The 15,203-nt window shown below is 65.8% G+C and carries 12 protein-coding genes and 1 pseudogene; 4 read left to right on the top strand and 9 right to left on the bottom strand.

Annotated elements, in window-relative coordinates; all coding sequences use genetic code 11:
• Nucleotides 1-15: 15 nt before the first annotated feature.
• Entirely contained in the window at nt 16-1,206 is a 1,191-nt protein-coding gene (locus EYW47_RS37085; protein WP_133199777.1) for a CaiB/BaiF CoA transferase family protein, read from the bottom strand.
• Between the two features lie 302 nt (nt 1,207-1,508).
• Between EYW47_RS37085 and EYW47_RS37080 the strand changes: the two genes are divergently transcribed.
• Nucleotides 1,509-2,507, top strand: a complete 999-nt coding sequence (locus tag EYW47_RS37080) for a D-2-hydroxyacid dehydrogenase (RefSeq protein WP_133199776.1) — start codon at nt 1,509-1,511, stop codon at nt 2,505-2,507.
• 138 nt (nt 2,508-2,645) lie between these two features.
• Here the strand turns inward: EYW47_RS37080 and EYW47_RS37075 are convergent, their stop codons facing one another.
• The 3 genes from EYW47_RS37075 to EYW47_RS37065 form a co-directional block, all read right to left on the bottom strand.
• Nucleotides 2,646-2,891: a hypothetical protein gene (locus EYW47_RS37075; protein ID WP_133199775.1), complete on the bottom strand. Its 246-nt coding sequence runs from the start codon at nt 2,889-2,891 to the stop codon at nt 2,646-2,648.
• 133 nt (nt 2,892-3,024) lie between these two features.
• Complete coding sequence (locus tag EYW47_RS37070) at nt 3,025-4,293, bottom strand: MFS transporter (protein ID WP_240764083.1); 1,269 nt, start codon at nt 4,291-4,293, stop codon at nt 3,025-3,027.
• A 199-nt stretch (nt 4,294-4,492) separates the two neighbouring features.
• On the bottom strand, nt 4,493-6,130 hold the full coding sequence (locus tag EYW47_RS37065; RefSeq protein WP_133199773.1) for a gamma-glutamyltransferase family protein: 1,638 nt from the start codon (nt 6,128-6,130) through the stop codon (nt 4,493-4,495).
• A 179-nt stretch (nt 6,131-6,309) separates the two neighbouring features.
• On the opposite strand from EYW47_RS37065, the gene EYW47_RS37060 reads away from it, so the two are divergent.
• From EYW47_RS37060 to EYW47_RS37050, 3 genes are all read left to right on the top strand, one after another.
• Complete coding sequence (locus tag EYW47_RS37060; RefSeq protein ID WP_133199772.1) at nt 6,310-7,170, top strand: LysR family transcriptional regulator; 861 nt, start codon at nt 6,310-6,312, stop codon at nt 7,168-7,170.
• Between the two features lie 142 nt (nt 7,171-7,312).
• Nucleotides 7,313-8,899, top strand: coding sequence for a phospholipase D family protein (locus EYW47_RS37055; protein WP_133199771.1), 1,587 nt, complete (start codon nt 7,313-7,315; stop codon nt 8,897-8,899).
• Nucleotides 8,900-9,107: 208 nt separating this feature from the next.
• On the top strand, nt 9,108-10,493 hold the full coding sequence (locus EYW47_RS37050) for a purine-cytosine permease family protein (RefSeq protein ID WP_133199806.1): 1,386 nt from the start codon (nt 9,108-9,110) through the stop codon (nt 10,491-10,493).
• Nucleotides 10,494-10,632: 139 nt separating this feature from the next.
• On the opposite strand, the gene hutG is transcribed toward EYW47_RS37050, so the two are convergent.
• From hutG to EYW47_RS37025, 5 genes and pseudogenes are all read right to left on the bottom strand, one after another.
• Nucleotides 10,633-11,442, bottom strand: a complete 810-nt coding sequence (gene hutG / locus EYW47_RS37045) for an N-formylglutamate deformylase (protein ID WP_133199770.1) — start codon at nt 11,440-11,442, stop codon at nt 10,633-10,635.
• Between the two features lie 62 nt (nt 11,443-11,504).
• A complete protein-coding gene (locus EYW47_RS37040) occupies nt 11,505-12,905 on the bottom strand; it encodes a formimidoylglutamate deiminase (protein ID WP_133199769.1) in 1,401 nt (466 codons plus the stop codon).
• Between the two features lie 22 nt (nt 12,906-12,927).
• Nucleotides 12,928-14,154, bottom strand: a complete 1,227-nt coding sequence (gene hutI / locus EYW47_RS37035; protein WP_133199768.1) for an imidazolonepropionase — start codon at nt 14,152-14,154, stop codon at nt 12,928-12,930.
• Nucleotides 14,155-14,198: 44 nt separating this feature from the next.
• Nucleotides 14,199-14,906 carry a HutD/Ves family protein gene (locus EYW47_RS37030; RefSeq protein ID WP_133199767.1) on the bottom strand — a complete coding sequence of 236 codons (708 nt, stop codon included), beginning with the start codon at nt 14,904-14,906 and terminating at the stop codon, nt 14,199-14,201.
• A pseudogene (locus EYW47_RS37025) lies at nt 14,903-15,203 on the bottom strand (urocanate hydratase); the annotation flags it as partial. The pseudogene EYW47_RS37025 and the gene EYW47_RS37030, both read right to left, overlap by 4 nt.

The following is a 15,203-nucleotide window of genomic DNA, read 5'->3' as shown; positions in this document are numbered from 1 at the left end:
TGCATTCGTCTCCGTTCAGATCACGCCGCGTGCACGCCATGCTTCGCGCGTCGCGGCATCCACGCCAATGGATTCGAGCACGGCGTCCGTGTGCTCGCCGAGCGTGGGCGCGCTGTGCTCGATGACGCCAGGCGTGGCGTTCAGCTTCGGCACAATGCCGGGGACGCTCACCGGCGTGCCGTCGGGCAGCGTGTCCGCGACGATCATCTCGCGTGCCTGATAGTGCGGGTCGGCGGCAATGTCCGCTACGTCATAGATGCGCCCTGCCGGAATGCGCGCTTCGTTGAGCGCCGCAAGCACCTCGTCGAGCGTGTGGCGCGCACACCAGTCGCCAACGGCCACATCGATGCGCTCGACCTGGGCGACGCGCCCGTCGTTCTGCGCGAGCGCCGGATCGCTGCCGAGGTCCGGCCGCTCGATCAGCTCCATCAAGCGGCGGAAGATGCTGTCACCGTTGCCCGCGATCAGCGCGTACTTGCCGTCACTGCAGCGGTACGCATTGCTCGGCGCAATGCCGGGCAGGCTGCTGCCTGCCGGCTGGCGCACTGCGCCAAACACCGAATACTCGGGCAACAGGCTCTCCATCATGTTGAAGACGGACTCGTAGAGCGCGACGTCCACGACCTGGCCCTTGCCGCCATGCTGCTCGCGGTGGCGCAGCGCAAGCAGCACGCCGATCACGCCGTGCAGCGCCGAAAGCGAATCGCCGATCGAAATGCCCACGCGCACCGGCGTGCGCCCCGGCTCGCCGCTCAGATGACGCAAGCCGCCCATCGCCTCGGCGACCACGCCGAAGCCGGGCCGGTCGCGATAGGGCCCGGTCTGTCCATAGCCGGACACGCGCAGCATGATCAGTCCCGGATTGATCGCGCTGAGCGCTTCCCAGCCGAGCCCCCAGCCTTCGAGCGTGCCGGGACGAAAATTCTCGATCAGCACATCCGTTTCCGATACGAGACGGCGGATCACATCCTGCCCTTCCGGCGAGCGCAGATCGAGCGTGAGCGACTGCTTGTTGCGTGACTGCGCGGCCCACCAGACCGAAGTGCCTTCGTGCAGCAGGCGCCATTTGCGCAACGGATCGCCGGTGCCCGGCGGCTCGACCTTGATGACGCTCGCACCGAATTCGGCGAGCATTTTCCCGGCGAACGGGCCCGCGATGAGCTGCCCGAGCTCCAGCACGCGGATGCCGGTGAGGGGACGTGACATGGCTGTCTCCAGAAGGGTTTCGACTCTGGACATCATGATGAGCCGGATCGTACGCGTTGATAATCGACGGTTGCTCAATCTGGCTTGATCAAATGGAAAGGCTGAGCGGCCCCGAGCCGTGCCGCATGGCGCGCGTAGCGGGAACGGGAGCCGCCTGTTTCCGCATCGGAAAGTCGCGTGTCGCAATGAGCAAGCCGCGCGGGCCCGGCGCGCTCCACAATGCGGCCTCGTCGTACGCCGTGACCCAGCGCGCCGTTTGTTTCGCGCGTTTCCGCTTCCGCTCATTTCTTTCGCGCTCGCCCATGACCCGCTCCGCCGCGCCAACCCAGATCGTCTTCCTCGACCGCGCTACGCTCCCGCCGCAAACCCGGTTACGTCCCTTGCCGTTCGAGCATGTGCTGCATACGTTCGAGCGCACGGCACCCGCCGAAGTCGCGCAGCGCATTGGCGACGCCGAGATCGTCATCACCAACAAGACCCCCATCACGGCGGCAACGCTCGCGGCGGCACCCCGGCTGCGCATGATCGCGGTGGCCGCCACCGGGACGGACAACATTGACTTGCAGGCCTGTGCGGCGCGCGGCGTCATCGTGAGCAATATCCGCGACTATGCGGTGCACACGGTGCCGGAACATACGTTCGCGCTGATCTTCGCGCTACGGCGCAGTCTGCTGGCCTATCGCGAGGCCGTGCGCGCCGGGCGCTGGCTCGAATCGGGTCAGTTCTGTTTTTTCGATTTTCCGATCCGCAACCTGGCCGGCTCGACGCTGGGAATCGTCGGCGCCGGCGCGCTCGGGCGCGCGACGGCCGCCATGGCCCGCGCGCTGGGCCTGCGCGTGGTATTCGCCTCTCATGAGACGCAGAAGCATTGCGGCAGCGGCGCCCGCCCGGACGACGAACGCATGCCGCTCGACGCGCTGCTCGCGCACAGCGACATCGTCTCGCTGCACTGCCCGCTCACGCCCGCGACGCGCCACCTGATCGATGCTGACGCGTTCGCGCGCATGGCGCGCCGCCCGCTCCTCATCAATACGGCGCGCGGCGGGCTCGTGGATGAAGCGGCGCTCGTACGAGCGCTGCAGTCCGGTCAAATTTCGGGGGCGGGTTTCGATGTCGTGTCGCAGGAGCCGCTGCCGGCCACGCACCCGTTTCAGGCGATACTCTCGCACCCGGGTTTCATTCTCACGCCCCATGTGGCATGGGCCAGCGACGAGGCCACCCAGGCGCTCGCCGATCAACTGATCGACAACATTGCCAGCTTTTACGCCGGCCGCCCGCGCAATATCGTGCGCCCGGATTGATTGCCATGCGGAGTTTCCTGCCGGAAACAAGCGACAGATGATAAGCAAATGCCGCGATACAAACGACAAGGGGCCCTTTCGGGCCCCTGCGATGACTCTCAGTCTTTCAAACTTGAAAGCCAATCTGCGTCATGACGCTCACGCCATTGCAGGCTGCGCTGCAAACCATTCATCGACGGATTGACGCGCCTTGTGCTCCACCATGCTGACCACCATCAGCACGTCGATCTTGAGTTTGGGAAACGTAAGCTCCACACAAGGCAGTGCGACGTCGCGCACTTCATCCTCTGCCCCGTTGATTTCCGCGCGGCACAGCCATTGCGTGTCCGTTGCGTCCGCTTTCGTATCGACATTGATTTGAAAGCCTCGGTATTCGATCGCCATACACTCTCCGCTACCTGTCAAAACGTAAACATTTCATCGCTAAATTGCGACGAGGATCGCGAATATAGCACTGCTTCGCAATCCGTTCAGCGACGCGGACAATCGCGGCAAAAAAAGAATTTTTGTATTGCATTCAGCGGGCATGCGATGGTTGGCGCATGCGCCAGCCCACGATCGACAGCGAAATGCCTGAAACGACCGCGGCGAGCGAAACGTAATAGGCGGGCGCCAGCGTGTCGCCGGTCCAGTGAATCAGCACCTCGGCGATGGTGGGCGCGAAACCGCCGAACAGCGTTACACCGAGGCTATATGCGATCGACAATCCGGCCGAGCGCATGCGCACCGGAAAGAGCTCGGACATCAGCGCGGGCATGGGGCCCGAATAGGCGGCCTTGAAGATGCCCGCCGCACCCTGCAGCACGAGCAGCCATCCGAGCGTTGGATGCGCCTTGAGCAGCGCAAACATGGGGTACGTGAACGCCGCCAGCAAAACCGACGTGGTGAGCATGATGCGCAGGCGTCCGATGCGATCGGACCACGCGCCCATCACGGGCGAAAGCGCGAATTGCAGGCCACCGTTGAGCACGACCACGCCAAATGAAGTCGCCGCGGCCATGTGCAACTGCTTCACCGCATACAGCGGCATATAGAGCTGGAGGATATATACGCCCACCGTCGATTGCGCGACGATGCCCACCGCGAGCAGCAGATCGAGCCAGCGGCGGCCGGCCGGTTGGTTCGTCTCATCGACCGGTCGCTGCGTGACCATCGCCTCGCGGTTCGCAAGAAACTCCGGCGTTTCGTCGAGATGCGAGCGAATGTAATAGCCAATCGGGCCAAGCACGAGTCCGAAGTAAAACGGCACGCGCCAGCCCCACGAAGCAAGCTGCGCCGGCGGCAGCCACAGCGCCAGCAGCGAGCCGAAAGCCGCCGCGAGAATCGCCGCGGCGCCCTGGCTGGCGAATTGCCAGCTCGCGTAATAGCCGCGCCTCGTGCTGCTGTGCTCGACCATGAACGCTGTCGCGCTGCCGAATTCGCCGCCCACCGCAAAGCCCTGCACGAGACGCGCGAGCAGGACGAGCAACGGCGCCGCGAGGCCGATCGTGGCATACGGCGGCATCACAGCCATTGCGAGCGTGCCCGCCATCATGAGCGCGATGGAGAGCGTCAGCGCGGCCTTGCGCCCTTTCCTGTCGCCATACACCCCTAGCACGATGGCGCCTAGCGGGCGCATCAGAAACGAAATGCCGAACGTGCCGATCGCGAGCAGCGTCGAAAGCCACTCGTCGTGCACGGGAAAGAACTGCTTCGCGATCACGGGCGCGAAATAGCCGTAGACGAGAAAATCGAACCATTCGAGCGCATTGCCAATGGACGAGGAGAACACGATGCGACGCACCATGGCACGCGTGAGCGGCGGCTGCGCGCTCCCGGCCTCCTCCACCTCCACGAAATCCGATACGGACTGCGAATCGCCTCTCATGCTTCGTCTCCCCGCCCTATTATTTTGCTCTACTCATCGATTCGTCTGAGCCGGTCGCCGGCGTTCCACCACAGGCCGGCCGCGTTGCACACGCAGCCGGCCCGGCGCAACCGTGCGCTCAGAATCCTGCGGCCAGACCGTCGCGCCGCGTGTCGCTCGCCGACACGTAGCCGCGCTCGGGATCGTTGCAATCGAGCTTCCAGATGAACTGGCCGGAGCCGAAGTCCATGTACGGATCGTCGATGCCCTTGATTTCGTGGCCCCGCGCGGCCAGGGCTTGCGCGACCTGCGGGTCGAAGGTCGATTCGATATCGACCGAGAAATCGCGGTTCACTTTCCAGCGCGGCGCGTCGCACGCGGCCTGCGGCTGCTGGCCGTAGTCGAGCATGCGCACGAGCGTCTGCAGATGGCCTTGCGGCTGCATGTCGCCGCCCATCACCCCGAAGCTCATGACCGCCTCTTCGCGGCCGTCCACCTGCTGCGTGAGGAACGCGGGAATGATCGTGTGGAACGGGCGCTTGCCGCCTGCGACGACATTGGGCGAGACCGGGTCCATCGAGAACCCGCAGCCGCGATTCTGCAGTGCAATCCCGAGCCCCGGCACCACCACGCCCGAGCCGAAGCCCATGTAGTTCGACTGGATGAAGCTCACCATCATGCCGCGTTCGTCTGCGGCGGACAGGTAGATCGTGCCGCCCGACCTCGGCATGCCGAAGTCGAAATGCATGGCGCGCTTCGGGTCGATGAGTTTCGCGCGCGCCTTGAGATACGCGTCGTCGAGCATCTGCTCGGGCGTCACCTCCATCGAGTCCGGATCGGACACGTAGCGATACACGTCGGCGAATGCGAGCTTCATGGCCTCGATCTGCAGATGCTGCGATTCGATGCCATCGCGCGGCAACGAGGCCACGTCGAATTGCTCGAGTATGCCCAGCGCGATGAGCGCGGCGATGCCCTGCCCGTTGGGCGGAATCTCGTGCACCCGATAGCCGCGGTACCCCTTCGAAATTGGCTCGACCCATTGCGCGCGATAGTTGCGCAAGTCGTCGAGCGTGAGCGCCGCGCCGCCTTCGCGCGCGAACGCGGCAATGCGTTCGGCGATTTCGCCTTCGTAGTAGGCACGCGGGCCAAGCTCGGCGAGCCGCCGCAGCGTGGCCGCGTGGCCCGGCAGGCACACGCGCTCGCTCACTTCGGGCGCCCGGCCGCGCGGCATGAAGGTCTCGGCGAAACCGGGCTGGTCGCGCAGCTCGGGAATGGCGGCCTGCCATTTACGCGCGACGATCGACGCGAGGGCGTAGCCGCGCTCGGCAATTTCGATCGCGGGCGCCATCAGATCGGCGAACGGCAGCGAGCCGAACTTCGCGTGCAGCGCTTCCCAGCCGGCAATCACGCCGGGCACCGTGACGGTATCCCAGCCGCGTTTCGGCTGTTTCGCGTGGCCGTTTTCCTCGCCGTATTTGCGCCGGAAGTAATCGGGGTTCCATGCGGCGGGCGCCGTGCCCGAAGCATTGAGGCCGTGCAGCTGCGCGCCGTCCCAGACGAGCGCGAACGCGTCGCCGCCTAGCCCGCACGACACCGGCTCGACCACGGTGATGGCCGCCGCGCCCGCGATCGCGGCGTCCACGGCGTTGCCGCCCTTCCAGAGCATGCGCAACCCCGCCTGTGCGGCGAGCGGATGCGAGGTCGAGACGATGTTGCGGGCGAACACCGGCAGGCGCGGCGTCGAATAGGGGTTCTGCCAGTTGAAGCGTGTCATGGCGGTATCGATGGAATGAGCGGAGAAACGCAGGCCGTGCGGGCTGCGCGGCAAGCCACGCGCCCCTGCAATCCGTGCAATCCGTGCAATAGGGGCGCGCCAGTCAACCTGACGATTATCTTGAAAACTAAGGCAAGAAAATATTAATATCTTGTTTTCGATACTTAAATTTTTCTTACATGTTCTCCTTGCGCATGCTGCGTACCCTGCAAGCCGTGGCCCGTAGCGGCTCGTTCGCCCTCGCGGCGGAAAAGACGGCGCTCACGCAGGCGGCCGTGAGCCTGCAGATGCGCGCGCTCGAGGAGGCACTAGGCCGGCAGATCTTCGATCGCCGCGCGCGCCAGGTGGCGTTGACACGCGAGGGCCGGGATGTCTGCGCGAAGGTCGAGCGCATTCTCGAGCTGATCGATGAACTGCCGGCCCGCGCCGAGGACACGATCCGCGGCTCGGTCATCGTCGGCGCCGTGGTCTCCGTGATCGGCGCGCTATCGCTCGCCGTGGCGCACCTCAAGACCGAGCATCCCGAGCTCGAAGTGCGGCTCACCTCCGCGCGCTCCGCGGAGCTCGCTCAGTTGGTGGAAGCGGGCGAAGTCGATCTCGCCGTGGTGGTCGGCAACGCGGACGGCACCCTGCACGAATCGCTGTCGTGGACGCCGCTCTATGAAGAGCCGCTCATGCTGGTGACGAGCCGCGCCACGGCGGGCAGCGACGCGCGCCGCATTCTGCGCGAACGCAGCTTCCTGCGCTTCGACCGCCGCGTGCCGACGGGCGTCGTGATCGACGAAGCGTTGCGCACGCTCGGCATCAAGCCGCAGGAGCATCTGGAGCTCAACTCGATCGAAACGATCGTCTCGCTCGTGCGCAACGATGTGGGGGTGAGCGTGCTGCCCGTCCTCCACAACGGCAACTGGCACGAAGACGCCAACCTGCGGCTGATTCCCCTTTGCAATCCCCCGTTCATGCGCACGGTGGGCATGATTCACCGTAAGTCGAACAAGCGGACGTTGCTGTTCACTACGCTCGCGGAAATGCTGCGTTGATTGATCATTAGTGATCCGAATTTCTTTGCAACGAATGCAAGGTAAAAGGCACGTTGAAAGAACACCCTCGCCGTGCGCACGCGTGAGTGGAATGGTTGCCGACAATCGCTTAAGCTAGCGCGATCCTCCGCACACCCGCTCCATGCAACGTTCGCTCCTCTCCCGGATTACGAAGCCTGGCCACGGACCCGCCAGCTGGGCGCTGGTCCTGCTGTGCGCCGTGGCGCTCGCCGCGTGCCAGCTCCCGCCGCCACGCGAGCGCACGCATTCGTCCGCCCTCACTGCCGTGCAGGCGCGCGGCACCCCGCTGGGCGTGGCGATCGAAGGCGCGCTGGCGACGCATGCGGGCCTGACCGGCATCGATCCGCTCACGAATCCGCTCGAAGCCTTCGCCTCACGTGTGGATCTGGTGCGCAGCGCGCAGCGCACGCTCGACGTGCAGTACTACATCTGGCGCAACGACCTCACCGGCACGCTCCTGCTCGAAGAACTGCGCGAAGCCGCCGACCGCGGCGTGCGCGTGCGGCTCCTGCTCGACGACAACGGCATTCCCCATTCGCTCGACGGCACGCTCGCCGCGCTCGACGCCCATCCGAACGTCGAAGTGCGCCTGTTCAATCCGTTCGTCGTGCGCAAGCCGAAGTTCATCGGCTACCTCACGGACTTCTCGCGCCTGAACCGGCGCATGCACAACAAATCGCTGACCGCCGATGGCATCGCCACGATCCTCGGCGGGCGCAATATCGGCGACGAGTACTTCGGCGCAACCGATGGCGTCGTCTTTGCCGATCTCGACGTGCTCGCGATCGGCCCGGCGGCCACGGATGTCGCGCAAGATTTCGACCGCTACTGGGCGAGCGCGCCCGCATGGCCCTTGCATGAGATCCTGCCTGCGCCGCCCCCCGGTGGGCTCGACGCGCTCGACCGCGCGGCGCACGCGGTTCAGGACAATCCCGCTGCCGCGGCCTATACCGCAACGCTGCACGAAAAGACCGATGTGAGCCGCCTGCTGGACGGCACGCTGCCGCTCGAATGGGCCCGTACGCGGCTCGTGAGCGACGACCCCGCGAAAGCACAAGGCAAAGCCGCGCCGGAGTCGCTCGTGCTCAGCCAGTTGCACGACATCCTCGGCGAGCCCGAGCGCGAGCTCGACCTGGTCTCGCCTTACTTCGTTCCCGGCGAGGTGGGCACGCAGTACTTCACGCGGCTCGCGGCACGCGGCGTGACCGTGCGCGTGCTCACGAATTCGCTCGAAGCCACCGACGTGCTGCCCGTGCACGCCGGCTACGCGCGCAGACGCAAGCCGCTCCTGAAAAGCGGCGTCGAGCTTTTCGAATTGCGCAGGGCCGCGGGCGCGAGCGCGGGCAAGGAACAGGCGCCGGGCAGCTTCGGCAGCTCGGGCTCGAGCCTGCACGCGAAGACCTTCGCGGTGGACGCGCAGCGCGTCTTCGTCGGCTCGCTCAACTTCGACCCGCGTTCCGCCAACCTGAATACCGAACTCGGCCTCGTGATCGAAAGCTCCGTGCTTGCGAGCCGCATCGAATCGGCGTTCTGGACCCAGGTTCCCCAGCTCGCGTATCAGGTGAAGCTCGCTCCCGACGGCTCGCTCTACTGGATCCGCCAATCCGGCGAGAACGTCATCCGCTACGACACGGAGCCAAACTCGCGCTGGAGCACGCGCCTCGCGGTCTGGTTCTTCTCCATTCTCCCCATCGAGTGGCTGCTGTAAGCGGCACCGCACACTTATTTCCGAAGCGAAACTTGCGCGTTCAACGCGCCGCGCCTGGGTATTTCCCGATTCCCTCACAGTTGTCTATACAAGAAGATCGGACCATCTCATCGTCCGCTCGCGCGGGCACCCTGTCTGGTTATCGAAATCGGAGCAACCCTTGGCTATTCCCGAATCCACCGTCAAGCTCGAGCCTGAAGGCCGCAAGTTGCTGGAAACGCGTTCCATCGACTACATCCCCGACGCAGAACGGCACGGCAGCCTGTTCAGCCAGTTCACGCTGTGGCTTTCGGCGAATCTGCAGGTCACCGCGATCATCACGGGGGCGCTGGCCGTCGTGCTCGGCGGCGACGTGTTCTGGTCGCTCATTGCGCTGTTGATTGGACAACTCGTGGGCGGCACGGTCATGGCCTTGCACGGCGCGCAGGGCCCACAGCTCGGGCTGCCCCAGATGATCTCCAGCCGCGTGCAGTTCGGCGTCTATGGCGCCGCCATACCCATCGTGCTCGTGTGCATCATGTATGTGGGCTTTTCGGCGAGCGGCACCGTGCTCGCGGGCCAGGCGACCGCCCAGCTGCTGAACGTTTCCGATACGACCGGAATTTGCCTGTTCGCGGCGCTGATCGTCGTGCTGACGATTCTCGGCTACCGTTCGATTCACTTCGTGGGCCGTATTGCCAGCGTGATCGGCGTGCTCGCTTTCGTCTACATGTTCGCGCAGCTCTTCGCGCATCACGACGTTGGCGCCCTGCTCGCCAACCGCCACTTCTCGATAGCGAGCTTCCTGCTCTCCATGTCGCTCTCCGCCTCGTGGCAAATCGCGTTTGGCCCTTACGTTGCGGACTATTCGCGCTATCTGCCGCGCTCGACTTCGCCCGCGAAGACGTTTTTGGCCGTTGGGCTCGGCTCGGTGATCGGCGCGCAGGCCGCCATGGTGTTCGGCGTATTCGCCGCGGCGCTCGCCGGGCACGCGTTCGCGCATCACGAAGTCGCGTATATCGTGGGCCTGGGCGCGAGCGGCGCGGTCGCGGCCATGCTGTACTTCAGCATCGCGTTCGGCAAGCTCACCGTCACCACGCTCAACGCCTATGGTAGCTTCATGTCGATGGCGACGGTTGTCAGCGCGTTTCGCTCACGGCGCGCGATCTCCACGCGCCACCGCCTCGTCTATATCGTCGGCATGGTGGGGCTTTCGACGCTGGTCGCGCTCGCCGGGCGCCATTCGTTCCTCAAGGAATTCACGGCGTTCATCCTGTTCCTGCTGGCGTTCTTCACGCCGTGGAGCGCCATCAATCTGGTCGATTACTACTGCTTCACGCAATCGCGCTACGACGTGCCCGCGCTCTCCGACCCCAACGGGCGCTATGGCCGCTGGAACGTGAAGGCCATCGCCATCTACGTGCTCGGCGTGCTCGTGCAGTTGCCGTTCATGTCCACGAGCTTCTATACGGGTGCGTTCGTGGATGCGCTGGGCGGCACCGATATCTCGTGGATTCTCGGGCTCGTCGTTCCGGGCGTGGTCTACTACGTCACGATGCGCAGCGCTCCGCAAGCCATTCCCGAGCGCCTGATTCTGCCGGTGGAACGCGACTGATGCGCCGCCGGCGCAGTGCGCGATCGGCGCACTGCGCACGATAACTTTGAATGCCCTGAAATGAAAAATGGCTCTGGATGAATAATCCAGAGCCATTTTTATTGCGCGCAACGCGCGCAATCACGTCAGCTTCGCGTCTTCAGGCCGCGACGGCGTTCAACGCCTCCACGGCATCGAGCGCGCCGCCCACCATCTCGCGCAGCGTCGGCTCGACCTTCTCCGCAAGCGCGGGCGCGTAATCGAACGGAGCGTGCTCGTTCATATAGGTGGACTGGCACATTTCGAGCTGAATGGCATGCACGCCATCGACCGGCACGCCGAAATGGCGCGTGATATAGCCGCCCTTGAAGCGCCCATTCGCCACCCATGTATATGCACTGCCCGCGGCCGCCTGCTCGACGCGCGCCTGCACCGAAGCATGCACGGTGCGGCCTTCCTGAGTGCCGATATTCAGGTCCGGCAGCTTGTCTTCGAACAGACGCGGCAACACGCTCGCGATCGAATGCGCTTCCCAAAGCAGCACGTTCGCGTGCTGGCTGCGCAGGCGCTGCAGCTCGGCGCGCAGCGTGTCGTGATAGGGCTGCCAGTAAGCGGCCACGCGGCGCTGACGCTCGGCTGCGTCGGGCGCGCAGCCCTCACGGTAGAGCGGCTCGCCACGAAACGTTTCGGTGGGGCACAGCGACGTGGTGGTTTGGCCCGGATACAGACTTTCGTCGTTGGGCGGACGATTCAGGTCGATCACGTAGCGCGACACGCGCGCGCCCAGAATCGTCGCGCCCAGCGCCTTGGCGAAAGCGTAGAGGCGGTCGAGATGCCAGTCGGTATCGGCGAGGCTCAGGGCAACGTCCGTATATTGGCCGCGCAGCGACTCGGGAATGGACGTGCCCAGATGCGGGATCGAAATGAGCAGGGGCGCGTCGCCGCGCTCGAGTGTGTAGAGGTCTGTCATGAGTCGGTCCGTTCAACAGGTTACGGCGGATTACGGCGCACAGTGCACGGCGCTTACGGCGTTCAAGCGTCGGCCAGCAGGCGTGCGAGCGTCTTGCGATAGTCCGCGTAGAGGCGCTCCTCCGCACGATGGCGCCGGCCCTCGACTACTTTCTCGCCGGCAGTGTAGACATCGAGCACGGGCGTTTCGCCGTGTTCGCAGAACACGACCGAAGAGAGCCACGTTTGCGGCGTCTTTTCCGCGAGATCGGGATGCTGCGGATCGAGCACGATCCAGTCGGCACGCGCGCCCGCTTCGAGCGCGCCCACCGCGCGGCCAGCCGCGCGTGCGCCGCCCGCGAGCGCGGCGGTATAGAGCCGGTCCGCCACGTTGGCCGCCTGCGGCGCGGCAAGCACGTTGCGCTCGCGCCTCACGAGACGCTGGCCGTATTCGAGCAGACGCAATTCCGAGCGCCAGTCCACGCCGATATGGCTGTCCGAGCCCACGCCGAACACGCCTTGCGCCTCGAGGTAATCGTGCGCCGGGAAAATGCCGTCACCGAGATTCGCCTCCGTGGTGAGGCACAGCCCTGCCACCGCGCCGCTCTTCGCGAGTGCCTGGGTCTCCTGCGCATCGACGTGCGTGGCATGCACGAGGCACCAACGGGCGTTCACGTCGAAACGGTCGAGCAGCCATTGCACGGGCCGCGCACCCTCGGTCTCGACACAGGCGTCGACTTCGGCGGTTTGCTCGGCGATATGGATATGCACCGGCGCGCCGGGCAACGACGCATCGAGCCCCTCGAGCAACGCGCGCAACGAGGCCTGCGAGACCGCGCGCAGCGAATGCGGCGCCACGCCGTAGCGCAATGCGCCGTGCTCTGGCCGCTCGCCGCGCACCGTCTCGATGATCGAAAGGAGTTGCTCAGGCGTATTGATGAAGCGCCGCTGGTCGTCGCGCGGCGGACGCGAGCCGAAGCCGCTGTACTGATAGAGCACCGGCAGCATGGTCATGCCGACGCCAGTCTCGCTCGCGGCGTCGACCACGCGCTGCGCAAGCTCGGCCGGGTTGGCGTAGCGTTGCCCGTCGTGCGCGTGATGCACGTAGTGGAATTCGCAGACGGACGTATAGCCGGCCTTGAGCATCTCCACATACAGCCAGCGCGCGATGGCGCCGAGGTCGTCCGGCGTGATGCGCGCGGCGAAGCGATACATCAGATCGCGCCAGCTCCAGAAGCTGTCGGTGGGGTTTGCACGGTATTCGGTGAGGCCGGCCATCGCGCGCTGGAATGCGTGCGAATGAAGATTAGGCATGCCTGGCATGACCGGGCCTGCCGCCTGCGCAACACCCGCGGGCGCGGCGGGAAGATCCGCCTGGACGCGTTGCAGGGTGCCCGAAGCGTCCCATTCGAGCAGCACGTTGCGGCGCCACCCTTGCGGCAGCCAGGCATGCGCCGCGAACAGCGCGCGAGAGTTGGAATTCATGTTCGATGCCTGATTCATGCGTTCAATTCGTGGTCAAACGACGCTCGAAAACGGTCTTGCCGCCGCGCACGACGCGCGCGCAAAGCGGCCGGCCGATCCAGTAAGCCAGCTCCGCGAGCGATTGCACGTCCCACACCGCGAAGTCCGCCGGACGTCCTTCTGCGAGCGTGCCGTGGCGTTCGGCATCGCCGAGCGCGCGCGCCGCGTGTTGCGTCACGCCTTGCAGCACTTCGGGCACGGTCATGCGGAACAGCGTGGTCGCCATGTTCATCATGAGCAGCAGCGAAGTTGTCGGCGACGTGCCGGGATTGCTGTCCGTCGAAATCGCGATCGGCACCTCGTAGCGGCGCAGCAATTCGAGCGGCGGCAATTGCGTCTCGCGGATGAAATAGTAGGCGCCGGGCAACAGCACCGCGACGCTGCCCGCCTCTTTCATTGCCGCCACGCCCGCCTCGTCGAGAAACTCCAGATGGTCCGACGACAAGGCGCCATAGCGCGCGGCCAGCGCCGCGCCGCCGCTATTCGACAATTGCTCGGCGTGCATCTTGACCGGCAGATTGCGGCGCGCGGCCGCTTCGAACACACGCTCGCTCTGCGCGATCGAAAAGCCGATGCGTTCGCAGAACACGTCGACGGCATCGACAAGGCCTTCGTCGGCCAGTGCGGGCAGCATGCGCTCGCACACTTCGTCGATATAGTCGTCGGCGCGGCCCGCGTATTCGGGCGGCAACGCGTGCGCGCCGAGGAAGGTCGTGCGCACCGTGACCGGGTAGCGCTCGCCAAGCTGGCGCGCAACGCGCAGCATCTTGCGCTCGGCGGCGAGTTCGAGGCCGTATCCCGACTTGATCTCGACAGCGGTGACGCCTTCGGCGAGCAGCGGCTCGAGGCGCGCGGCCGACTGCGCGTAGAGTTCGGCTTCGCTCGCAGCGCGCGTTGCGCGCACCGTGGAAACGATGCCGCCGCCGTTACGCGCGATCTCTTCGTAACTCACGCCCGCGAGGCGCTGCGCGAATTCGTCGGCGCGCTGGCCGCCGTACACGAGGTGCGTGTGGCAATCCACGAGGCCCGGGGTCACCCAGGCGCCCCCGAGGTCCTCGCGCGGCCACTGCGCGAACTGCGCCGGCAAGGCCGACGCCGCGCCAAGCCACGCAATCTTGCCGTTCTCGACGGCGATCGCGGCGTCTTCGATGGTGTGCCGCGGGTCGCCCTGCGCGCACAGTTTCAGGTGATGCCAGACAGTCTGGTTCATGGAGATTGCACGGCGCTGCGATGCGCCGCGTCGCTATCAGGTTCTCAATCCGCGTGTGCGTTCACGAGGTCCAGTGCGATGGCGAGCAGCGCGCCCCCGCCCTGCGTTTCGATCCGTGTCTCGATCCGGACGGCACGCGCCAAATCCGCTGCCGCGGTGGTGTCGATGCGCAGCGTGTCGCCTGCCGCAAGCCGCGTGGGCTCGCCGCCATTCACGCATACGTTCACTGCTCCCTGTGCGCAATAGAGCAGCACCGTGTCGGCTTCGATGCGGCGCGCCACATTATCGCGCCACACGTCGAACGACGCGCGCGCCGCGTCGCGGCGCACCATCAGGTTGAAGTCGCGCGTGGGCCCGTCGACGAGGCGCGCGTCGATCGGCGCTTCGCCATCGAAACGCGCAACGTCGAGCGCGCGCGTGAGCGTATGCGTGCGCACGAGCGCGCCACCGGAGGGCGCCGTCTCGTCGAGCACCATGCCGGCGCCTTCGAGCAGCACCAGCGTGCGCGCCACGCCCTCGAAGCGCGAAAACGGACCCGCTTGCGCGACGTCCGCTACGCTCACGCGCCACGCGAACGCGTCCGGCGCAGCGCCGGGCGCCGCATTGGGCGCCGCTTTGGCCACCGCTTTGGACACATTCGCGACCGCGATCTCCCGCGTGACGCCGCCGCCGTTCTTCCACGGCGACGCCACGAGATCGGCGCCGCGCAGCAGCGTGAGCTGCGCGGTACCCGTTTCGTGGGCCTGACTCATCGGCCCAGCATCGGCAGCTTGAGACCCGCTTCACGCGCCGTCTGCTGCGCGAGCTCGTAGCCGGCATCCGCGTGACGCATCACGCCCGTCGCCGGATCGTTCAGCAGCACCCGGCCCAGACGCTCATGCGCCGCCTGCGTGCCGTCCGCCACGATCACCACGCCCGAGTGCTGGCTGAAGCCCATGCCCACGCCGCCGCCGTGGTGCAGCGACACCCACGATGCGCCGCCTGCCGTATTCAGCAGTGCGTTGAGCAGCGGCCAGTCGCTCACGGCGTCCGAACCGTCCTTCATCGAC

The sequence above is a fragment of the Paraburkholderia silviterrae genome (assembly GCF_004353915.1).
GTDB classification, from domain to species: Bacteria; Pseudomonadota; Gammaproteobacteria; order Burkholderiales; family Burkholderiaceae; genus Paraburkholderia; species Paraburkholderia silviterrae.
Note: the sequence above shows the minus strand (reverse complement) of the source record. Positions and strands in the feature narration are given on the sequence as shown.

Excerpts from the sequence above, each read along its gene's own strand:
- EYW47_RS37030 (WP_133199767.1), bottom strand. The coding sequence starts at position 14,906 with ATGAGTCAGGCCCACGAAACGGGTACCGCGCAGCTCACGCTGCTGCGC.
- EYW47_RS37065 (WP_133199773.1), bottom strand. The coding sequence starts at position 6,130 with ATGACACGCTTCAACTGGCAGAACCCCTATTCGACGCCGCGCCTGCCG.
- EYW47_RS37085 (WP_133199777.1), bottom strand. The coding sequence starts at position 1,206 with ATGTCACGTCCCCTCACCGGCATCCGCGTGCTGGAGCTCGGGCAGCTC.
- EYW47_RS37075 (WP_133199775.1), bottom strand. The coding sequence starts at position 2,891 with ATGGCGATCGAATACCGAGGCTTTCAAATCAATGTCGATACGAAAGCG.
- EYW47_RS37055 (WP_133199771.1), top strand. The coding sequence starts at position 7,313 with ATGCAACGTTCGCTCCTCTCCCGGATTACGAAGCCTGGCCACGGACCC.
- EYW47_RS37070 (WP_240764083.1), bottom strand. The coding sequence starts at position 4,293 with ATGGTGCGTCGCATCGTGTTCTCCTCGTCCATTGGCAATGCGCTCGAA.
- hutG (WP_133199770.1), bottom strand. The coding sequence starts at position 11,442 with ATGACAGACCTCTACACACTCGAGCGCGGCGACGCGCCCCTGCTCATT.
- EYW47_RS37080 (WP_133199776.1), top strand. The coding sequence starts at position 1,509 with ATGACCCGCTCCGCCGCGCCAACCCAGATCGTCTTCCTCGACCGCGCT.
- hutI (WP_133199768.1), bottom strand. The coding sequence starts at position 14,154 with ATGAACCAGACTGTCTGGCATCACCTGAAACTGTGCGCGCAGGGCGAC.
- EYW47_RS37040 (WP_133199769.1), bottom strand. The coding sequence starts at position 12,905 with ATGAATTCCAACTCTCGCGCGCTGTTCGCGGCGCATGCCTGGCTGCCG.
- EYW47_RS37060 (WP_133199772.1), top strand. The coding sequence starts at position 6,310 with ATGTTCTCCTTGCGCATGCTGCGTACCCTGCAAGCCGTGGCCCGTAGC.